We start from the raw sequence: 22,271 nt of genomic DNA, 5'->3' as shown, positions 1-22,271 counted from the left end.
GCGGGATCTGTTATGGAAATTAGACCAATATTATTGAGCATGAAACGCAATAAGTTTCTATCGATGGTTATCGCACTACAGGTGATGTTTACAGTGACTGTATTGAGTTTAGCAGTGTCGATTACCACACAAACGCTATCGCAGTGGAATATGCCGTCTGGCTTAGATCACGACAACATAGTTTCAGTGCGTACCCAGTTTTTCGATCCAACGGTGAACTTGGAGCAGGCGATAATTAACGATGTTAATCGCATTAAACAAATTCCCGGTGTGATTGAAGTAACGCCGAATAAGGAAATTCCGTTTGATGCTGGTCGTCCGTCTCGCGTCTATTTAGAAAGCGGTGAAGAGGCTCAAGGGCACAACACTAACTTCTTTGATATGGATGAAAACGGCCCTAAAGTGTTAGGCCTTAAACTGATTGCTGGTCGTTTTTATCGTGCCGATGAAGTGGTTCGTGGTCATAGCGACGAAGCTGGTTCACCGTCAGTGATTATGATCAGTGAAGATATGTCAAAGGAGCTGTTTGGTGATGAAAGCCCATTAGGGAAAACGCTATTCCTGACGAAAGGCGGTCAGCCAGCGCAAATTATTGGCGTATATTCTAACTTTATGAATGGCGAGCGTTTAAATGGTCGCGGCAAATCTTATCACACTGTATTGCGTCCAACGGTTACTTGGGCGCACAGCGCCAATCCAAACTATTTGATTAGCGTTGAGCAGGGCCAAGGACCTAGATTATTCGATCCAATCCAAGAGGCGCTGTATCAAATTCCTGGTCGCTATATCTTCGGCATCGAACGTCTAAAACGTACTCAAAAACGGATGTATGATGGTCGTGGTAGTCAGGGGGCTATTCTGCTGGTGGTCAGTCTAGTATTAGTGTTTATCGCCAGTTTTGGTATCGCGGGTTTGGTATCTTTCTTAATTACGCAACGTCAAAAACAAATTGGTATTCGCCGCGCCCTTGGTGGTACGAAATGGTCGGTGGTACGTTACTTCTTAGTGGAAAATTCGATTATCACGCTATTTGGTTTGTTGGCTGGTGGCATCTTGACCCTAACGTTGGCCTATATGATGGCGCAAAATATCGGCGACTCTTTCTTGCAGTTCGATGTGGTATTTGGCTGTCTGTTGTTCGTCTGGTTGGTCAATATTATTGCTGTATGGTTGCCTGCACGCCGCGCAGCAAAAGTGTCGCCTGCGATTGTAACTCGCGGCGCATAATCTTAATATGCGTATATTATGGAGCACCTGCCAAGCTTTTACTTGTCAGGTGTTGTTTTCGTTATGTCATCTTTTATACATAACGCTAGGAGAATTAATTGAACAGTAAATCAATTTTGGTTATCGACGATAATCCGGATATTGGCACGGCATTATCGGTGCTGTGTACTCTAGCTAACATACAATGTACTAGTGTGTTGTCTCCCGCAGAGGGATTGGAAAAGCTCAAACAGCAATCTTTTGATTTAGTCATTCAAGATATGAACTTTAGCAGCGACATGACCTCTGGCGATGAAGGCATCGCGCTGTTTCATCAGATCCGCGAAATTGTTAGTGACATACCTATTATTGTGATAACCGCTTGGACCAATTTAGAAACAGCTGTTGATTTAGTGCGCTGTGGTTTTGCCGATTATTTAGCGAAACCTTGGGACGACGACAAGATGCTTAATTCCATCAATAACCTGTTGGAGTTAGGGGAGCTTAGCAACGCACAACGCAAATCGGCTTCCAAGCGCCAAACGCGCATTAACGCCCTTAATGAGAAGTTTGATCTTTGCGATATGCAGTTTCAGAGTGATGAAATGCTATCCCTGTTAGAGCTAACGACTAAAGTAGCTCATGCCGACGTACCTGTGCTAATTACCGGGCCAAATGGCGCTGGTAAGGAGAAAATTGCGCAGATTATTCAGCGTAACTCGTCGGTTGCCGAGGGACCATTTGTTAAAGTGAATGTCGGCGCATTGCCGAAAGATTTGATGGAAGCTGAGCTGTTTGGTGCGGAAGCAGGGGCGTTTACTGGCGCGACTAAAACCCGCATCGGCCGATTTGAGCGGGCAAACGGCGGCACCTTATTTCTCGATGAAATTGGTAATTTATCGCTAGATGGTCAAGCCAAACTATTACGGGTGCTGGAAACAGGCGAATTAGAGCGTATCGGTGGTTGTGAAACCATTAATGTAAATGTACGAGTTGTTAGCGCCACCAATGCAGATTTACCGCAAGCGATTATCGATGGTGATTTTCGTGAGGATTTATTTTATCGCCTTAACGTTATCGAGTTAGAGCTAATGCCGCTTAATCAGCGCCAAGACGATATTGTGCCGTTGGCTAATTTTTTCTTGCAACAATCACATACTTTAACAGTCGCAGCAGTAGAAAAACTCAATCAATATCACTGGCCGGGTAATGTTCGCGAACTACAAAATATCATTAAGCGAGCAATGCTTATTAGCGATGGCTCGGTAATCGATGCTAAAGATATCGACGTAAAAGTTGTTGACAAAATGCAGTCAAAATCCATTGTCGAGCCAGATTTACAAACCATCAATGAAACGCTGCAAGCACACAATGGTGTGGTTTCTGCCGCAGCAAAACAACTTGGCTTAAGCCGCTCAGCGCTGTATCGTCGGATGAAGAAATTTGGCATAGAGAGCAATCATTAATGAGTTCATCGCGCAGTTTGTTTCGTCGCTTACTCGGCTATTTTAGTTTGTTAATTGTCGCCTATGGCGGCGCGATTTATGGGCTATTGGCGTTAAACGCGACAACGGTCTTTATCATTGCTGTCACCGTGATAACGATTGGTATAGCAGCCTTGCTAATCAAATATTGTCTGACACCTTTAGTCGAGACTATTGATGCGCTTGATGTTGGCGTGCGCAGTTTTAAAAATAATGATTTTAGTATCACTATTCACAACAAAGAGTACGAAGAGCTTGGGCGACTGTTAGATACCTTTAACGAATTAGCAACGGTACTAAGGCAGCAACGAGTATCGTTGTTTCAGCGTGAGCAATTACTCAATCGAGTCATACAAGAAACCCCCGTTGCCTTAATACTGACTGATAGTAACAATCGTATTATGCTGAGTAATCTCGCCGCTAAAAACCTGCTGGATTATCACCAGCGCCTCGATGGCGAATTACTACCACCGCTAATTCAAGGTATGCCAAGTGCGTTGCAACAAGCCACATTGCAAAAGCAAAGTGGCTTGTTTAGTGAAATGTTGGAGCACCAAAAGATAAGTTATAGCCTGACCTGCCACCACATTGAATTAAATAGTCAGCAACATCACTTGTTTTTATATAAAAATTTAACCCGTGATATTTCGCGCAAAGAGAGTGATATTTGGAAAAAGGCGATTCGTTTGATTAGTCATGAGCTCAATAACTCATTGGCCCCACTTAAATCACTCACTAGCTCGGCAAAGAAGATTATTGATGCGCCCGAGCACTTACACATGTTGCCAGATATTTTCGATACCATTAGTGAGAGAATTGAAAACCTTCATATTTTTTTAACGCAATATGCAACTTATGCGAGGCTTCCTGCACCATCATTAGCGATGATTAATCTCAACGAGTTGTTGGAAAAAATTGGCGCAATGACCAATGTTGTCGTTGATTTACCGCATCAACCCATTGAAGTGGAGGCCGATAAAGCGCAGATCGAGCAGGCGCTGCTTAATCTTGTGAAGAACGCTAAAGAATCAGGCTCTGCGTTAGCGGATATAAAAATAACCCTGACTATGACGCCGATGCATGTTCAGATTTGCGTCAGTGATGGCGGTAAAGGAATGACTCAGCAACAATTACAACAAGCGCTTTTACCTTTTTATACTACAAAGAATAACGGCAGTGGATTAGGGCTTGCGTTGTGTAATGACATCGTCGTAGCTCATTCCGGTAATTTAACGATCAGTAATATGGAAAGCGATGCTGGAATTCGAGGATTAGCCGTAAAAATGATGCTACCGAGTTGTTTTAAATCAGTTTAGTTACAATCTAAAGTTGCCTCTTAAGCACACTATTGATAACCTCTAGCTATTAGTAGTAAGCCGTTATTATTAGCTCTGATAAAACGTTTAGGGTTTGGTAGCAAAGGAGTCGTATGGTAAATGTAGGTCGTGTTATCGTCGGATGTGTGGTGATTGTGTCACTGCTATTATCAAATAGTGTGTCATCACAATCAGCAGCTTCGTTAAAGGCGCCAATTAAAGTGGGCTTTATGAGCTCTATAAAGCGCGTGCACGAAGGAGAGTATGTAGGACCTTTACCCGATGTAATTCGCGCTACTGTCAGCGATATTAACCACGGCATAAAACTACAAGCCATGCCGATAAAACGGTTGTTAAAATCGCTTGAAACTGGTCAAGTCGATGTAGTAATTGGACTATTTAAACGCGACGATAGAGAGGTTTATGCCGACTTTTTGTCGATTCCAATTGGCTGGGTCTGTGCCAATATGTTTGTAGCACAAGACAATACAAGTGTTACTGCCGATCCTAACTCTCTAGCTCAAAAGCGCATTGGCATGCTACGCGGTGCTAATTGGGGGGAGGAACTTGCAAATGTATTTTCCGAACATCAAGTTAGCCGCACTGACGTTGCTAATTACGACATGTTGGTCAAAATGCTGGATAAAGGTCGATTCGATGGCGTTGTCGCTAGCAGTGATGCCTTTAAATCAGCTGCAAGAAAACTTGACTTACAACACCAAATCGTTGGATTACCGCTGCCGTCTGCCAATAGCTTGGCAATGTATATTCTTGTCTCAAAAAATAGTGTATTGGCTCAAGAGGCTCAGTTAACTGATAAACTGAATCTATCGCTGGAAAAGCTGACTAAAAACAGTACCATTCGCCAAATCTATCGTCGTCACGGGAAAACCTTTGACGAACATTGCCACAAATAACTTATTCAATTGATAGGGAAATCAGTACGTGCAACGCCTAACTAATCTTTTAAAACAACCAAGGTCACACGCACGTTCTGTCATTGATGTGGTGAAAGCCATTCACCGAGGGTTTTGGCGTCATATTAATACGCTAAATACCGCGCAAAAACTCTACATCATTGCGCTGGCGCTTTTGACTATTCCTGATACTAATTGGGTGTTGGTATGTCTGTTCACGTCCACAGCGTTGGGGCTTGAGTTTTGGCCGCGTTTTACCAAAATATGGCATTCATTACTCGGCAAATCCTTTTTACTATTTTTTTACGCCATCATTGCCAACTTTGCGCTAGCGAGTGCTGCTTCGATTGTTAATGAAGTGTCAGGTGTAGCAGCGGATCATCTGCCTTATACGCATAATTTTGTCATTTTAATGTATCTTCCGGTGTGGATAATCGGCTTTACATTGCTTGGCTTGTTAATCTTACAAGTCCTCTCGCCAATCTATATTTTGGCCATCATACTTCTGCGACCGTTTGGAATTCGCGCCGTAAAAATACTAAGTCAGTCTCGTTTTCCCGTATTAACCACTATAGTGCGAATGATTTTGTCCCTTGTTCTCTTAGTGCAATTAATGGCGCTTAATGAAAAGAATGTTATAGAGATGAGTGACGAATTGAATCAAGCGATTGAAAATGTGGTTAAAGAGCGTGAGGCGGAGCTTAAACCAGATGAATTGGCTGCGCTTAAAGTGCAGCAAGAAGAGCCTGTCGTTAACAATAATAATAAAAATGATGAAGATGATTTTGAAACTCAAGCATTTGGCATTCGTTTTAATACAGATGATAAAGAGAAACAGCGTTCTATTTATTACTCTTATCGCAATATAGTGTTGCTTGGATTAAATAAATTTATATACGCACTCGAAGCTGATAATTTTTCTCGCTGTCACTTTAATGATCCAACTAGAGTGGTCGAACTCAATGACTATGAAATGCTGACTGTAACTCCGAGCCAAGATGCGCAATATGGCTATCACTATCAAGTGTTGCCTTGTAAGTCGATTGGCGTCCCTGGTCAGATGAGTAAAAATTAAGTTAAATCTTTGCGGAGTAGAAATATTTAGTCACAGTTTCTTCCCTGCATTTACTGTGCTTTACGTTACAATGAGTTCACATTTTCCCATGAATTCGCAATATTATAACAATGACAAATTCTTCCGTATTCTCAAGCAACAAGTTACTTGTTGTAGGGTGTTTGAGTGTTCTTCCGCTAGCCTTTCCAATGACCACGCTAGCCTCTGAAGTTGCCAAGGTAACGACTCAAGTATCTCAAGACCATTCTAATTACCCTGCATCATTCTTTAAACAATATCAGCCACAAAATGCGTTTAACATGATTGAACGCTTGCCAGGGTTTAGCTTCGATCGCGGTGATAATGCACGTGGTTTTGGTGGTAATGCGGGAAATGTATTAATCGATGGCGTGCGCCCAACGTCTAAATCTGGCGGTCTTGTTGGGGCACTTAAACGTATTCCTGCTGAACAGGTAGAACGCATCGAAATCATTCGTGGCGGTGTTGGCGCAGGTGATGCTGCAGGCCAATCAATAGTGGCCAATGTTATCAAACGCAAGGATATTACCTCTGGCACTTGGGCGTTAAAATTCCGCCGTGCGCCTTATGGCGATCCTAAGCCAAATATTGAAGCGGCTGTTAATACTAATTTAGGTGAGTGGGAAGCAGTAGCCGATATTGACATTGGTTTTGGCCCTGGTTTTCGAAAGGCTGTGATCAACGAATATGACGCTGATGATAAGCTGGTGGACTCAGCGTATGAAGAGCGTGAAAATTTAGGTCGTTTTTCATTTACCAATGGTCAACTTTCTCGAGCATTCGATGCGGGTAAATTAACCCTTAATGGACGTCTTGGTAGCGACAAATGGACCAACGATCAGTTTCGCGATATTTACGATGGTCGAGCCTATGACGGTAGCGCACCTGATAAACAATGGTTTTTAGATCAACTCAATCGGTTCCAGACTGCTGAGTTTGGTGTTGATTGGGTACAGAAATTTGATGATTGGAAGTGGCATAGCTTAGCGATAGGTAAAGTTGAGCAACGAGACAATCACAGTGCTGCTAGTGAAAAAGAAGATGGTAGTGAGACCTATTCGAGCGTTTATGAAAGTGATCGCTATGAAAGCGAATACATTATTCGCAACACCTATGGTTATAGCGGTAGCAATAAGTTTAAGCCAGAATTTGGTATTGAAGTGGCGCGTAACTATTTAGATACCGATCAAACCTATACTGAAAATGGCGAAGCGGTGGAATTATCAAATGCCACTATTCAAGTGACGGAAAATCGTGCCGAAATTTTTGCTAGTTTTGTTTACTCTTACAGCGATAAGCTAACTATCGACGGTGGCTTAACCGCAGAGTTCTCGCAAATCGAAGTTACCGGTGGTAATGAAAACAAACAAGATTTTGATTTCATGAAACCGCGTTTGTCGGCTAACTACAAGCTTAATGACGATATGAATCTAGTGGTTACCGCTGAACATTCGGTTGGTCAACTTAACTTTAATGACTTTGCAGCGAGTAATTCAGCGGAAGATGATCGCAATACATCGGGTAATTCGAAGCTTAAGCCAGAACAAAATACGGCGCTATCTTTCTCATATGACTGGAATTTCAGTGAAAAGGGCAGCTTTAAGGTTAAAGCTTCTCATACATGGCGCGACGATGAGCTAGAAGAAATTATTTTAGCAGATGGTGGTTCTGGTTTAGGAAACGCTGGTGAATCAAAAGTATGGGGTGTTGATGTCTCGCTAAACATTCCAACGGATGGCTTCTTAGACAACGGTTTACTAGAAATTTCTTACGAGCACGAAGACTCAGAGTTTCACGATAAAATCATCAAACGCTATCGCAACACCAGTGGTGATGTGCCACATGAGGTAAATGTGAAGTTCCGTCAGGATTTAGTCGAGCACAAATTTGCGTGGGGCTTTAGATACTGGAGTGAGTTTGAAGATACGGCGTTCCGCGTTAATGAAATCGCCCGTTTTGAAGGTAATAACCGCGGATTGGTATTCGTTGAAACGACTTATTTTGATAACTACAAAATCCAGTTAGAAGTTAACAGCGTGAACGTGGCTAAGTACACCCGAACTCGCGAGTTTTATGACGGTGACCGCAGCGGTGAATACACCGGCTATGAAGTATCAAACCGCCGCCGCGAGCCTGAGTACAAATTATCGATTTGGGGTACTTTCTAAATCGTAATTTACTAAAGGGAGCCGCAGGACTAATACTGATTAGTTGAGGATTTTTATAGGCTTATTGCGCGGTCTGCTCCCGCCATTTAGCGTCTTAAATTAGAAATTGACCAATGCAAAAATCAGGGATGATTTTTGAGTATTTGCCGCAGGGATGCGGATCAAATACGGTATTGAAAAGGCAATTTATCATTTAAGAATAGACGCTAAATCACGGGTCGCCTTTCTTTTGGTTACTTTTCTTTGGCGACGCAAAGAAAAGTAACTGGTGTGCTAGCGATTAATTCAATTAATCAATCCTACTTTCACCAGCACACCAAATCATGCCTCAATATAGAAGTTTTCGCTTAACTGACTGAAATAGAGCCGGGAGGCTTAATTTTATATTCCTGTCTGATAACGCTTATACAAAATCGCCACTCGCTCAACATAGGCCTTGGTTTCTTTGTAGGGTGGAATGCCTTTATATTTTTTTACCGCAGTCGGCCCTGCATTATAGGCGGCTGTGGCAAGGCTAATATCTCCTTTAAATTGTTTGAGCATCTTCTGTAGATAGTGAGCACCGCCATTGATGTTTTGGGTCACATCGAATGGATTTTTAACCCCTAAGTAACTTGCCGTTTCCGGCATCAGCTGCATCAATCCTTGCGCGCCAACTTTGGAAATAGCATTGGGTTTAAAGGCTGATTCGGCATGGATTACTGCGCGAATTAACGCCGAATCTACGCCGTATTTCTTCGCGGCGTTTTTGACTTGCATCTGGTATTTTTGCGATAGCGGTATTTTTTGCCAGTTGACTAACGAGCTAGTATTACAGGCATAACAATCGAACTTTAGGGTTTGAAAATTATTGACTTTAGGTTTGATATCGCTAAATACCACGCTGCCATCGGCGCGGCGATATTTATAGACTTCATCACTGGCTGCGACATGCTTCGGTAAGGCGATGATAGCTAATAGGGTAAGCACTAGTTTTGAATTATTGTCTAAAACGCGATTCATTTTTGTTAAATGATCCTAAATTTTATGCGAGGCAATTCCTAGTTTTAACGATTGCTAAGGCAATGTCACTGATAATTTATTATCATAAGTGCCAAGAAATTTTCCCTGTCTATTTTTTGTAAGGCAACAATGCTTCGTTTATCTCATTTTAATAAGCAAACCATTAAAGGCGATATCTTTGGCGCGCTCACTTCTACGGTTGTTGCACTGCCGTTTGCGCTAGCTTTTGGTATCACTTCTGGCGCTGGTGCTAGTGCAGGCATTTATTGTGCCATTATTACTGGCTTTTTTGCGTCACTATTTGGCGGTACTAATGTTCAAGTATCGGGACCAAACACTGGACTTACAGTCGCCATGGCGGCAATTCTAACGAGTTTTGTGGCCCAGTCACCTGATAATGGATTGATGGCGGCCTTTACCGTAGTCAGTCTAGCAGGCCTATTTCAAATGGCCTTTGGTCTGCTTAAATTAGGCAAATATTTTACCCTAGTGTCTTATCCGGTGATTTCTGGTTTTACCTCCGGTATTGGCATCTTGATTTTGTTGTCACAAATCGAGCCGCTGTTTGGCGTTCCGCTAAGCGATATCTGGTCACAGGCGGCGCAGCTTAATCAAACTAATATCGTCTTAGGACTGCTCTGTTTAGCGCTAGTCTATTTTTGGCCAGCATCACTCAGTAAATATGTGCCCGGCAGCATTGCCGCGTTAATTGTTGCCACAGTCTATTTTGTGGCGAGCAATGCCGATATTCCGGTTGTTGGCGCTATTTCAACCGGGCTACCGAGTTTTTCGATGCCAGTGTGGGACAATGAATTAGCCAGTGAGATGATTAAATCAGCGCTGCTTATCGCCACATTATCAACCCTTGATTCATTAATGACATCGCTAACCGTAGACAGCATTACTAAAGATTTTCACGACTCTGATCAAGAGCTAGTCGGCCAAGGGATCGGCAATACTATCGCAGGTCTTTTCGGCGCGCTGCCAGGTGGTGGAGCCACCATGAGAACGGTCAGTAACCTTCGCGCTGGCGGTACTACGCCGTTATCTGGGATGCTGCATGCGATTTTTATTTTACTTATCGTAAACTGGGGCGGCGAATATACAGCGTTTATTCCATCGGCGGTGTTGGCAGCAATTTTGATGAATGTCGGCCTTAATATTATCGATTGGCGCTTTTTGAAACGCTTGCATCAAGTGCCATTATTTAGCGCGGGTTTAATGGTTTCAACCATGGTGATGTCGGTGGTGTTTGACTTGGTAACCGCTGTGCTTATTGGTGTGTTCGTCGCTAATCTAGTTACCATTCGCCGTCTGTCTGAAATTCAGTTAGACAACTTAAATTTGCTCAGCACTAACGATGATAGCTTATCTGCGCCAGAACAAACGTTAATGACCAATATTGCTGATAAGGCGACAGTGTTAGACATCTCAGGCCCAATTGGCTTTGGTGTCGCCCGTGGCTTAAAGCAATGTGTTTCAGATAGCGAGCATCAAGTACTACTAATCAACCTGAGTTCAGCGCGTTTTGTTGGCATCACCAGTACCATTGCCATTGAAGAAATCATCACTGACTCGGCGCAACTCGGGCAAAAAGTATTGATTAGTGGTGTTTGTGAGCGTGTTAGAAAGGATTTTAACAAGCTTAAATTGATGGATAAGATTTCAAACGAGCATGTTTTTGTAACTCGCCTTCAAGCGCTTGAATACATCAATGACAATCTTTAACACCTTGTTCTAAGGGAACAGGTGAAAAATCCGTTGTTGAAAATAACTGCTGATAGGCGTGTTTTATTTTTGAGAGTAGTCGTTTGTCTGTCCCCTTGGCAATGGCTAAACACATTGGATACTGGGTATGGTCGTAGATGAGTAGCTCCTTAGTCACTAAATCAAAGGGTAAATTATTGCGAGCAAAGTGCTCAGTTAGTTGCTCTTCCGATTGCGCTACGTAATCGAGACGGCCATTGAGCAGTTTGTCAATGTTGGTAGAGTCGTACACCGTTGAATCTAAGCTGAAGTTATTGCCTTGATAATTTTTGACAATGTATTGATGAAGCATGCTGTCTTTAACGACACCAATGACTTTGCCTTTGGTTTCTTCAAGTTTTTTTAAATGAAGATCTTTGCGTTTAGTTAAGCGAAACAAATACATATTACGCGCCGCTGCAATAGGGCATACCCAATAAAATGACTTAAAGCGATTTGGCATTTTATAAATTGGGAAAAGAACGGCATTAGGAGTGGCTTTTGCTGTGATATAGGCGCGATTCCACGGCATCGAACTTACTTGATAATCTAATCCAGTCTGCTTGATGATGTCTAAACCATTTTTAAACATCGGATGTTGACTTTGGGTGACAGGGTTCATTTCTGTCATCACCAACACTTTCGGAAGTTGTTTAGCGAAAAGCGGCGAAGCGCACAATAAACTGCAAACTAAAGTAACAATAGTCCGATTCATTTCTTAACCTCTCGTACACCTTTCCTAATCCTTAACTTATCGCAATGAGCGATATTTGCAACAGCCAGTATGTAGCGCTTAGGGGTAGACTAATGTCGGACTATTAAGTTGATGGTTTACCAGTAAGATGGAAAGAAAATTTGGTTGACTAGTCGAATGATCAATCCGAAAACTAAGATGACAATACCTAGTCGGTAAAATTTGAATTCATCAAGGGTAAAGCCGTCTTTCAACTTGTTGATCATCACCCGCCATACACTGCCATAGTCTTTGGTGCGTTGGGTGTATTTGAATAATGCGATAAGTACTAATACTAGTCCTGTGGTGAATGCGGCAGGCTCTAAGTAGCCGAAAAATGTCATCATAAAATAGAACTCTCAAGGTTTTAAAATAGGTTTATAAAAATAATTATCGAGAACTAACTCGTCCTATAGCCGTCGTCATTGGAAACACGTGTCTTCATTGATTACGGAGATATTTCCGACTATATCGTAATTTGATCGTGGATGAACTACGACTAACGTGGCATGGAAACACTATGACTGAAGATATCGAAATCAAAGAAATAAAGCGCTTTTTGCAAGCACATATCCCGTTTGACAGCTTATCGCCAGCGGCGTTGAGTAAAGCTGCAACCGGGTTAACTATCAAATATTTCAGCAGTCAGTCGAAACATGTTGAAATCGATTACACCAATCCAAAACTTTATATTGTGCGTACTGGCGCATTTGAGATCCGCAATAGTCGCCAGGAGCTGGTTGACCGCTTAGGAGAGGGAGACTATTTTGGGTTCCAGTCATTATTGACAGGACAAAGTGTCGATAATCAAGTGCCTATTTTGCAAGACGGTTTGGTCTATCAAATTGAGCAGCAACTCTTTAGTGACTTGTGTAATGATAGTGTCGAGTTTGAACGATTTTTCAATCGCGCCCATGCTAAACGCTTAACTAATGCGCCGACGTCAACAGGTGAGCAATCGCCAGTAAACCTTACTATTAAACACTTGGTGCATCACAATGTTATTTCTATGACCTCAGATAACACGGTAGCCCAAGCGGCCGTCTTGATGAGCGACCACCGCATTTCGTCGTTGCTGATCATAGATAATGATGAGTTAACAGGGGTATTAACCGACAGGGATTTACGTTCGCGCGTTTTGGCGCAGGGCCTCGATGGTAGTGCGCTGATTAATGATGTTATGACGCGCTCGCCATTTTGCATTGATATTAATGCGATGGCATTTGAAGCGTCATTACTGATGTCTACCCACAACATTCACCATTTACCCGTACTGGAGAATGGCAAGGTTGCTGGGATGATAACCACGACCGACATAATTCGTAGCCAAAATAATCAGCCGATCTTCTTAATCGGAGAAATTAATCGCGTGAAAGACGTTGATGGTTTGGTGGCGGTTAGTAAGAAAATTCCTGAATTATTGCAAAGTATGATTGCTTCAGACGCTCGCGCGGAAGAGATTGGTCGTGTACTGACTTTGGTGTCTGATTCATTGACGCGTCGATTGCTAGTGCTTGGCGAAGAAAAATTCGGCGCTGCGCCAATTGCGTACAGTTGGATTGTCTTTGGCTCTCAGGGGCGGATGGACCAAACGGCGGGAAGTGACCAAGATAACGGCATGATCTTAGCGCGCACGCCAAATGAGCAAGAAGCCAGCTATTTTAAAGCGCTGACCGAATATGTATGTGGTGCATTAGATGCTTGTGGTTATGTCTATTGTCCCGGTGAAATTATGGCGCAAACCGATAAATGGCGTGTCGATGTGGCTGCGTGGAAAAGTTATTTTAATCAGTGGGTTAATACGCCATCACCTGAAGCGTTGCTCAATGCTTCAATCTTCTTTGATATGCGATTACTGGCAGGCGATAAAGCGTTATTTGATGAACTACAAACTTTTGTAAATAGCGCGACCAAGGGCAATCAAATCTTTATTGCTTCAATGGCTGGTTTAGCTGTGTCGAGTACGCCGCCATTAGGCTTTTTCGGGAAGTTTGTGTTAGAGCGCGATGGCGAAGAAAACAAAGTGTTAGATTTAAAGCATCGTGGTGTGGCGTTAATCAACGATGTTGTGCGGGTTTACGCGTTGCATGAGGGGTTGTCTGAAGCTAATACTCAGCAGCGCTTAAATCAATTATTAGGGCGTAAAATCCTAAATAGGAGCGACGTAAAAAGTCTCAAGGATGCATTGGAATTTATCGCCGATTTACGCCTTAAAAATCAAGGTCAACAATATCAAGCCAACAAACCAACGACTAATTATCTAAAGCCTAAAGCGGTGTCGCGTTTATTGCAGCATCAACTCAAAGAAGCCTTTGAAGTGGTACATGGAGCTCAAAAAGGCCTGCAGTCTAAATTTACTCGAGGTATGTTTTGAGCTTAAAAGACATTGTCGATAGCGTTACTCGCAAAAGATTAGCGCGCAAGGCACGTGAGCAAACGGCGATTGATTTTATTCGCGCTAAACCGGACTTATCTTTGCCGTTTGATCAAACTGAGCTGTTGGCGGTAGATTTAGAAATGACAGGTCTTAACGCCAAACAACACGAAATTATTAGCATGGGGTGGGTGCCCATTATTAATGGTGAAATTAAGCTCGCACAAGCGAGAAATTTGCTAATTACCCCAAGTAAAAGCGTCGGGGATAGTGCGACTATCCATGGCATTCACGATCGCGATCTCACTGACGCCTTAACGCTGAAGCAAGCGTTAGAAGAATTGTTACATGCGTTAAAAGGGCGGGTCATGGTTGGCCATCACGTCAGTTTAGATGTTGCCTTTCTGCGCCAAGCAGCCACCCATATCTATCAGCACACACTGCCTTTTAGTGTAATTGATACCTTGCATATCGAAGCTGCGCGTTTATCGCGCCAAGGGGAGCACTTTGATAAGCAGTTATTGCGTTTAAATAACAGCGCCGAGCGTTATGGCTTTCCAAGCGGTGATGCTCATAATGCGCTGGGCGATGCGCTAACTACAGCGCAGTTGTTATTGGCGCAAGTCGCTTCTATCGGTCCGCCGCCGTTAACGCTTAAGCAGCTTTTGAAATTTAGTCATTAACGTTTCATTTTCTTTGAGTCTATTGAATTTTTTATACAATTTATAAATAAAAATTGTTATTGTTTTCCGATAGTTTGTGGAAGAGATAATAATGACAAAAGTATTTGATGCAGCATGGCATGTGTGGGTGGCCGATAACCTAGCGCGTGGATGTGATAAAAGTGAATTACGGGACATTTTATTTAAAGAAGGCTTTAGTCAAGAGCAAGTGGATAAAGCCATAGCGCCGCAACACTTTTTAAATCCTTACAAGAAAAAAGATATTCCCAAGCAAGAGCTCGCCGACCGTTATGATGGCGCTGACTATAATGCGCTAGCGAATTTACCCATTGTTGTCCAAGAACATCCGCAGATCACGCCATTTAAAAACGACTTGATCCAATTGTTCGTCTGGGACGATTTTTTATCAGCACAAGAATGCGAAAAAATGCTAGCGATTATCGGTGATAATCTGCGGCCGTCGACAGTCACCCAATTTAATGGCGATGATGCTTTTCGAACCAGTTCAACGTGCGACTTATCTTTTCTTGATGACCCCTTTATTAAAGAAATCGACGAAAAACTTGCCAAGGCTATCGGCATCAATCCTTCGTTTTCAGAAGGCATTCAAGCGCAGCGTTATCAGGTGGGACAGGAGTTTAAGGCACATACCGATTATTTTGAACCACACACCAACGAGTATTTGCAATTTGCTCAGCGTCAAGGCCAGCGCACTTGGACCTTTATGATTTACCTGCAGGACACGCCAAAAGGCGGTGGCACTAAGTTTGTGGATTTACGTCACACGTTCTACCCCAAAGCAGGTCAAGCGGTGCTGTGGAATAATCTCGATGAAAACGGCTATCCAAACCCTTACACACTGCATCATGGTATGCCAGTGGAAGAAGGCGAAAAAATAATTATTACTAAGTGGTTTAGAGCCAAAGGGCAAGGGGAGATGTTTAGTTGAAATAATATTTAGGTGTGCACGTGTCGCACACCTAAAAGCATCATACGAATTCTAGCTTTTGCAGCTTGCCATATCTTTGGACAATTCTGTCACGAAGACATTGTTCTTATCGATGTAACGATAAACCATCACGACACCGAGATCTGAAAAAGCTGTTAAGCCTGCGTTAGCACACAGTTTATCGATCACATTCTCGGTGAGTGTTTTATCTAATAATTGAGTATCTAATTGCTCAACGGTGTAATTGACTAGGGTGTTATTATAGATAATGTAATTGGACATAGTAGCCGCTGAATCGAGACGCGTTTCGTCATCGAGCATCTTAGGACCAGCGCTATTTATTTGATTGACAGCTAAATGGAGATTCTTAGCTAGTTCTCGTTGATTTGTATTGAGTGCCGCAGCACTAGAAGTAGAAATTAAGAGTAACAGTGATGTAATAATCAATTTCATTAAAATAGCCTATTTGTTTTCTTGCTGTGCATTATGTGCTTCAACCAGTTCAATAAGATCTTGCGCACTGCCAAGAATATGCTCTTTTAACACGCGACATGCGCCGTCAATATCACGTTTTTCACACAGCGATAATAACTCTTGATGTTGTTGCTCCGCACGTGGGATGCCGCCTTTTTGCATTAGATGAAGGCGAATATAACGGTCGCAATTTGAATTGAGGTTTTGCACGATTTCCATGGTGTTTGGACGATCTGCTGCGATGTATAGGCTAGTGTGAAATTGCGTATTTAAATCACTCCACAAGTTACTTGAGTTGGCGTGATGAAACGACTCTTCTAACTGCTGTAGCATTTCTCGCGAATTCTCAATATCTTGATCTGTCATCTTAGCAATTGATTTTGCAAGTAAATCGGTTTCGAGTAGGGCGCGTAATTCAAATAACTCTTGCACTTGAAGACTCGACAGTTGTGCCGCAGTCGCGCCTTTGTGAGCTTCAAATTTTACTAACCCTTCACCTTCTAATTGCAATAATGCTTCTCGAATTGGGATCCGGCTTACGTTGAGTTCGGCGGCTAGGGCACTTTGACGCAGTGGGGTTCCCGCTTTGATGTCGCCTGAGAGAATGCGCTCACGAAGCACTTCCACAACAACCTGAGTGCGGGTTTTATGGACGATTTGAGAATTGTTATTCATTATAGTTATCAGTCAATTGCAAAAATTTTTACGGTTACTCTTCATAGTAGACGTTTTTCGTGCAAAAGATAAGGATAAGATAGTGAAAAAGAGGCATATAATGCCTCTTTTTACTAATATCGTTTATAAATCCAGCGAATAGGTCGCTAAAAATACTAAGAGTGAATTAGTTAAACGATAACTTGCGGGTGTGATGAGCCGTCTTTGATTTCTTCTGGCTGAATAGACACAGGCATGTTTTGCAAACACAGTGGGCGGGTAAAGCGATGGATTGCTTGGCTACCAACTGAAGTCGTTTGCGGCGCTGTCGATGCTGGGTAAGGACCACCGTGTTGCATCGAGTGGCATACTTCAACACCAGTTGGTAATTGATTAAACATCAAGCGACCAACGCTTTGTGCAATATCATCAACTAAATCGATGTAATCGAGTAACTCGTCATCCGTACCAAATACACTTGCTGTTAACTGGCCAGATAATGACAGTGCGATTTCATTCATTTGCTCGTCGTTGTCACACACAACAACAAGTGCACATGGGCCAAATACTTCTTCATGTAATTCAGGTTGAGCGATAAAGTCACTGGCTGACACGCTAAATGCAATTGCGCCACTTTGACAGCCGCCATTACCGGCGTCGCCACTCGCAATTATACTTAGTGCTGGGTTTGAGCTTAGTTTATCAACTTGGCTGTTGTAGGTTTGCGCAATGCCTTTGGTCAGCATAGTGCCCGCTGGCGCGTTGCTAATTGCATCGCCAAGTGCCGTCATGTAACCGTCAAAACCTTCACCGCGCTGAATAATGACTAAACCAGGTGAAGTACAAAATTGACCGTGGCCCATTAGCATTGAGGCGACTTGATTGTTAGCAAGCGCTTGTGCGTCGCTAGCAAGTTTTTGTGGCAATACGAATTGTGGGTTTGTACTACCTAGCTCGCCAAAGAATGGAATTGGTACAGGTCGCTCTTGCGCTAGTTTATTAAGGATATCGCCAACCTTTTGTGAACCGGTAAAACCAACGGCTTTTACTTGTGGATGTTGTACTAGACACTGGGCAACTTGCGGCGTTGTCGATTGCACCATGTTAAATACACCGCTTGGCATATTACACTTTTCAATTGCGCGATTAATGGCATGGGCCACTAATTCTGTTGTTGCCGGATGCGCTGGATGACCTTTTACAATCACGCTACAACCAGCTGCTAATGCCGATGCGGTATCACCACCAGCAGTCGAAAATGCGAGCGGGAAGTTACTAGCACCAAACACAACGACTGGACCTAATGGCACATTAGTTAAACGGCTGTCACCTTTAGGTAATGGCTGACGCTCAGGCTGAGCGTGGTCGATAAACACTGGCGAAATTGGGTTTAATAGGTTGTTAGCAAAGGCGCGTAACTGGCCACAAGTACGGCCGCGCTCACCTTCGATGCGCATTTGTGGTAGTGCTGTCTCGCTCATCGCTGCTTCAACAAGTTGCTCACCTAGGTTTTCAATTTCAGCAGCAATAGTATTTAAAAATTCAGCGCGCTCAGCTGCGCTTTTGCGGCGGTAAACGCGAAACGCCCTATTGGCACTAGTTACTGCGTCATTGGCATCGGTTTCGCTAGCGTCAAAAAATGACCACGGATTAACGCCGTCTGTTGCTGGGTTTGCGCTTTCAAATGAAGTTGCAGTGCTACTTACCCATTGGCCATCGATTAGATGCTTTCCTGTAATCTCTATCATGTAATTTTTCTCTCGTGTCTTGGAGGAATAAATGCGTTATTTAACTTGAAAACCCATGGCGTATGGATCTTCATCGTCAACAATAATCTGGTTGTAGCCGGTTATTTTGGCCCAGCCTTGAATGCTTGGCATAATGGCGTCATAGTCGCCGACTTTAGTAACTGATTCAACTTTGCCTATAAATTGGCTACCAATATAGCTTTCATGAACATAAGTATCACCTTCTGCGAGTAATCCTTTGGCAAAGCGCTGCGCCATTCGAGCACTAGTACCAGTACCACAAGGAGAGCGGTCAATCGCCTTATCACCGTAGAACACGGCGTTTGCGCCATCACTGCCGTCAGTTTGTGGCGTACCTGTCCACAGTAAATGACTAATACCATTAACGGTTTCATCGTCTGGATGAACACAGGTTAGTTGTTCGTTAGCGGCTTTGCGTACAATGTTACTCCAGTGAATGATCTCACTGGCACTCCAGTGCTCAATGCCTGGGAAGTTTTCTTGTGGTTCAACGATACAGTAATAGTTACCGCCGTAGCTAATATCGACAGTAAGCTCACCCAGGCCCGGTACGTCGATAACTTTATCGCGGTGGGCGAGGTAACTGGCAATATTATAGATTTTTACCCAATCGACTTTATTGTCTGTTTGCTGATATTCGATGCGAATTTGACCAGCAGGCACATCAATAATTAATTGGCCCGGCGTTTTTGGCGTTAATAATCCTTGCTCGATCGCACTGGTAATAGTGCCAATAGTGCCGTGACCACACATTGGTAAACAGCCGCTAGTTTCAATAAACAGGATACTAGCGTCGCTGTTGTCACTGCACGGGGGGTATAAGAACGATCCTGACATCATATCGTGGCCACGTGGTTCAAACATTAACGATTGTCTGATCCAGTCATGGTGTGCCAAGAAATCTTGGCGTTTTTCGCTCATGTTTTCACCCTTTAAATTTGGGTGACCACTGGTAACTAAGCGAACCGGATTGCCACAGGTATGGGCATCAACACAAAAAAATGTGCCTTTTTTCATGGGTAATTTCCTACACAACTAACGCAGGACAACTAAATAAGAGCTGCGTAAATTTTATTTTTCTTATAACAAGTAAACCAATCTAAATTGCTACGTGGAGAGCAACATTTGCTCAGCAATAATCAACGGTGAATCGCGGATTTTCGGATTGTATTTACTTTATGACTCAAGTATATTGTATACAATTTTGATCGCTTGCCAAGTATAAAATATAAGACAGGCTAAAGCACTGGCTTAGATAGCGAAATTTCTCGCGCTAAGCCGATGAGTAATAGGAAGATATTTGATGAAAATTGATGTAGCAACCTTTGATCACTTTAAGCACTTTCACACGATAGATGCCCACACTGAAGGTGAGCCTTTACGGATTATTACTGGGGGTTATCCTGAAATCCCCGGTAAGACAATTCTGGAAAAGCGCCGCTATTTGTTGGATAACCTTGATCAATATCGTCAAGTGCTGATGTTCGAGCCGCGCGGTCATGCTGATATGTATGGGGCGCTAATTACCGAACCTGTTACGCAAGGCAGCGACTTTGGCATTTTGTTCCTGCATAACGAAGGTTATAGCAGCATGTGTGGCCATGCGATTATTGCGGTTTCCAAAATCGCCGTAGAAATTGGTCATGTTAAGCCAACATCTTTCCCACATAACTTAAAAATCGATAGTCCTGCTGGTCTTATTTCGTCTTGGGTCGATAAAAATGACGACGGGGAACTTACCGTGTGGTTCGAAAATGTTGCCTCTTATGCTCACGCTCTCGACTGTAGTGTTGAGGTAGAGGGATTCGGCACAGTGAAATACGACATTGGTTTTGGCGGGGCGTATTATGCCTATGTTGATGCCGACGCACATGGCATTAGTTGCAGTCAAGACAATGTCAATCAGCTAATTGATATGGGACGTCGCATTAAACATGCTGTGATGGAAGCTCATCCGATTGAACATCCTCGCGATGAAGATTTGGGCTTTTTATATGGCACTATTTTTCATTCAGCGAAGACAACACAGGAAACGTCTCATTCTCGTCATGTGTGTATTTTCGCAGAGGGCGAAGTCGATCGCAGCCCGACGGGCACTGGTGTAGCTGGGCGCATTGCGCTGCTGCATGCCAAAGGTGAAGTCGCGCACGATGAGCAAATTACTATTGAGAGTATTGTTGACGGTCAAATGAAAGTGTCAGCAATGGCTTGTGATGATTTTTATCAGTATCCTGCGGTTAAGCCAAAAGTACATGGTAGGGCGTGGATCACTGGTGTGCATCAGTTTATGCTCGATCCAACGGATATTTTTCAAAACGGCTTTATCTTACGATAGTTGAGGACTGATAAGATGATGTTAAACCAACGTGTTGCGGTGATTGGTGGCGGTGTTATTGGCATTAATAGCGCCTATCAATTGCAGAAGATTGGTTATGACGTGACTGTGTTTGAGCCGAACGACATTGCAGGTGGTGCATCGTTTGGCAACGCTGGACATTTTGCAACAGAGCAAGTATTTCCGTTGGCTGATCCTGCTCTTTTGCTACAGGTGCCAAAAATGTTATCAGATCCGCTGGGGCCTTTTCGCATTAAAACAAGCTATTTTCCTAAGGCACTGCCGTGGTTTACTCGCTTTCTGTGTCAAATGACTGCGGGAAAGCGTCAGACTAATAGCACTCATATTAAAGCCCTCAATGAAGTAGCTATTGAGGCGTGGCAACGGATTGTTCACGAGGTGGAAGCCAGCGAATTGTTTTCTCTCAATGGCTCTTTGCTCACGTTTGAATCTATTACCCCAGAAGAAGTTGAGCAATTGCTGTCGCTCTATCGAGAGCAAGGCGTAGGCGTCGAATTCGTTCAGGGGGCTCGGTTGGCTGAGCTAACGGCAATTCTTGAGGGTAACATTCAAGGTGCACTGTATTTCACTGATGTTGGCCACACGGCAAATCCACAGACACTTGTCGCAGCAATCGCCGATAAGTTTGTAAGCCTTGGTGGAAAAGTTGAATCACAACAGGTGCTTAATGTCACCGATGAACCTAGACCCATAGTCACCACAGAGCAAAACGATACTGCCTTTGACAAAGTGATGGTCTGTGCAGGGGCCTATTCTAAGCCGTTAGCAAAGTCCTTAGGTTATCGGGTGCCGTTAGAAACTGAACGCGGCTACCATTTGATGCTGCCGCTGCAAACCAGTTTAACGCTGCCAATAGCTTCAAATGATAGAAAGTTTATTATGACGCCTATGGCGCAGGGTTTGAGACTGGCGGGCACTGTGGAATTTGGCGGTAATGAAGCAACACCTGATTATCAGCGTAGCGATATGCTATTAACTCATGCTAAAGCGATGATAAGTGCTGAGCAATGCCCTGAGTTACATCAACTAACTCTAGATGATTTACCACAGGATGCACGATGGATGGGGCGCCGACCATCGCTACCAGACTCACTGCCTGTGATGGATCGCAGCCCACATAATCCCAGTGTCTTTTTCAATTTTGGCCATCAACACTTGGGACTGACATGGGGCGCTGCTTGTGGTGAATTAATGGCGCAGCTAGTAAGTAACCAAGCAACGAACATTGATTTAACGCCATATCGCATCACACGTTTTTAGCCAAAATTGTGGTCTGAATAGGTGAAATAGACTGTAATTACGCGTACACTGCGCGCTATTAATAAGCTAGCGTTTACGGGTAATTAT

Annotated in this window: 19 protein-coding genes; 12 read left to right on the top strand and 7 right to left on the bottom strand. The window is 43.4% G+C overall.

Annotated features, from left to right (window positions below):
• Positions 1-12 precede the first annotated feature (12 nt).
• The 6 genes from MHM98_RS01555 to MHM98_RS01530 all read left to right on the top strand — a co-directional run bounded on the left by MHM98_RS01555 (position 13) and on the right by MHM98_RS01530 (position 8,184).
• Positions 13-1,227: an FtsX-like permease family protein gene (locus MHM98_RS01555; RefSeq protein ID WP_239437375.1), complete on the top strand. Its 1,215-nt coding sequence runs from the start codon at positions 13-15 to the stop codon at positions 1,225-1,227.
• A gap of 98 nt (positions 1,228-1,325) precedes the next feature.
• Entirely contained in the window at positions 1,326-2,672 is a 1,347-nt protein-coding gene (locus MHM98_RS01550) for a sigma-54 dependent transcriptional regulator (RefSeq protein WP_239437374.1), read from the top strand.
• A complete protein-coding gene (locus MHM98_RS01545) occupies positions 2,672-4,006 on the top strand; it encodes an ATP-binding protein (RefSeq protein WP_239437372.1) in 1,335 nt (444 codons plus the stop codon). Before MHM98_RS01550 ends, MHM98_RS01545 begins: the two co-directional genes overlap by 1 nt.
• A 113-nt stretch (positions 4,007-4,119) precedes the next feature.
• A complete protein-coding gene (locus tag MHM98_RS01540; RefSeq protein WP_239437369.1) occupies positions 4,120-4,923 on the top strand; it encodes a transporter substrate-binding domain-containing protein in 804 nt (267 codons plus the stop codon).
• Between the two features lie 28 nt (positions 4,924-4,951).
• Positions 4,952-5,998 (top strand): hypothetical protein, encoded by a 1,047-nt coding sequence (locus tag MHM98_RS01535; RefSeq protein WP_239437368.1) that lies wholly within the window; start codon positions 4,952-4,954, stop codon positions 5,996-5,998.
• 110 nt (positions 5,999-6,108) lie between these two features.
• Positions 6,109-8,184, top strand: coding sequence for a TonB-dependent receptor (locus tag MHM98_RS01530; RefSeq protein WP_239437366.1), 2,076 nt, complete (start codon positions 6,109-6,111; stop codon positions 8,182-8,184).
• 381 nt (positions 8,185-8,565) lie between these two features.
• Here MHM98_RS01530 and MHM98_RS01525 read toward each other — a convergent pair whose 3' ends face one another.
• A complete protein-coding gene (locus MHM98_RS01525) occupies positions 8,566-9,186 on the bottom strand; it encodes a lytic transglycosylase domain-containing protein (protein WP_239437364.1) in 621 nt (206 codons plus the stop codon).
• Between the two features lie 129 nt (positions 9,187-9,315).
• On the opposite strand from MHM98_RS01525, the gene MHM98_RS01520 reads away from it, so the two are divergent.
• Positions 9,316-10,914 carry a SulP family inorganic anion transporter gene (locus MHM98_RS01520; RefSeq protein WP_239437363.1) on the top strand — a complete coding sequence of 533 codons (1,599 nt, stop codon included), beginning with the start codon at positions 9,316-9,318 and terminating at the stop codon, positions 10,912-10,914.
• On the opposite strand, the gene MHM98_RS01515 is transcribed toward MHM98_RS01520, so the two are convergent.
• Both MHM98_RS01515 and MHM98_RS01510 read right to left on the bottom strand, forming a co-directional pair.
• On the bottom strand, positions 10,898-11,647 hold the full coding sequence (locus tag MHM98_RS01515) for an ABC transporter substrate-binding protein (RefSeq protein WP_239437362.1): 750 nt from the start codon (positions 11,645-11,647) through the stop codon (positions 10,898-10,900). The genes MHM98_RS01520 and MHM98_RS01515 overlap by 17 nt on opposite strands.
• Positions 11,648-11,763: 116 nt before the next feature.
• Positions 11,764-12,012, bottom strand: a complete 249-nt coding sequence (locus MHM98_RS01510; protein WP_239437361.1) for a hypothetical protein — start codon at positions 12,010-12,012, stop codon at positions 11,764-11,766.
• 173 nt (positions 12,013-12,185) lie between these two features.
• Here MHM98_RS01510 and MHM98_RS01505 point away from each other — a divergent pair, with 173 nt between their 5' ends.
• From MHM98_RS01505 to MHM98_RS01495, 3 genes are all read left to right on the top strand, one after another.
• Positions 12,186-14,039 carry a DUF294 nucleotidyltransferase-like domain-containing protein gene (locus tag MHM98_RS01505; RefSeq protein ID WP_239437360.1) on the top strand — a complete coding sequence of 618 codons (1,854 nt, stop codon included), beginning with the start codon at positions 12,186-12,188 and terminating at the stop codon, positions 14,037-14,039.
• Positions 14,036-14,722 (top strand): exonuclease domain-containing protein, encoded by a 687-nt coding sequence (locus MHM98_RS01500; RefSeq protein ID WP_239437359.1) that lies wholly within the window; start codon positions 14,036-14,038, stop codon positions 14,720-14,722. Before MHM98_RS01505 ends, MHM98_RS01500 begins: the two co-directional genes overlap by 4 nt.
• 91 nt (positions 14,723-14,813) lie before the next feature.
• Entirely contained in the window at positions 14,814-15,671 is an 858-nt protein-coding gene (locus MHM98_RS01495; protein ID WP_239437357.1) for a 2OG-Fe(II) oxygenase, read from the top strand.
• 51 nt (positions 15,672-15,722) lie between these two features.
• Here the strand turns inward: MHM98_RS01495 and MHM98_RS01490 are convergent, their stop codons facing one another.
• The 4 genes from MHM98_RS01490 to MHM98_RS01475 all read right to left on the bottom strand — a co-directional run bounded on the left by MHM98_RS01490 (position 15,723) and on the right by MHM98_RS01475 (position 19,585).
• Positions 15,723-16,124, bottom strand: a complete 402-nt coding sequence (locus MHM98_RS01490) for a hypothetical protein (protein WP_239437356.1) — start codon at positions 16,122-16,124, stop codon at positions 15,723-15,725.
• A gap of 9 nt (positions 16,125-16,133) precedes the next feature.
• Positions 16,134-16,820: a GntR family transcriptional regulator gene (locus MHM98_RS01485; RefSeq protein WP_239437355.1), complete on the bottom strand. Its 687-nt coding sequence runs from the start codon at positions 16,818-16,820 to the stop codon at positions 16,134-16,136.
• 170 nt (positions 16,821-16,990) lie between these two features.
• Positions 16,991-18,547, bottom strand: coding sequence for an aldehyde dehydrogenase (NADP(+)) (locus MHM98_RS01480; protein ID WP_239437354.1), 1,557 nt, complete (start codon positions 18,545-18,547; stop codon positions 16,991-16,993).
• Positions 18,548-18,583: 36 nt separating this feature from the next.
• Positions 18,584-19,585, bottom strand: a complete 1,002-nt coding sequence (locus MHM98_RS01475) for a 4-hydroxyproline epimerase (protein WP_239437353.1) — start codon at positions 19,583-19,585, stop codon at positions 18,584-18,586.
• Positions 19,586-19,871: 286 nt separating this feature from the next.
• On the opposite strand from MHM98_RS01475, the gene MHM98_RS01470 reads away from it, so the two are divergent.
• The gene (locus MHM98_RS01470; RefSeq protein WP_239437351.1) at positions 19,872-20,903 is read left to right on the top strand and encodes a proline racemase family protein; all 1,032 of its coding nucleotides are present in this window, start codon (positions 19,872-19,874) and stop codon (positions 20,901-20,903) included.
• A gap of 15 nt (positions 20,904-20,918) precedes the next feature.
• On the top strand, positions 20,919-22,184 hold the full coding sequence (locus tag MHM98_RS01465) for an FAD-binding oxidoreductase (protein ID WP_239437349.1): 1,266 nt from the start codon (positions 20,919-20,921) through the stop codon (positions 22,182-22,184).
• The last annotated feature ends 87 nt before the right edge of the window (positions 22,185-22,271 follow it).

This window comes from Psychrobium sp. MM17-31 (assembly GCF_022347785.1).
GTDB lineage: Bacteria > Pseudomonadota > Gammaproteobacteria > Enterobacterales > Psychrobiaceae > Psychrobium.
The sequence above is the reverse complement of the archived record's forward strand: the minus strand, read 5'-3'. Positions and strand labels throughout refer to the sequence as shown.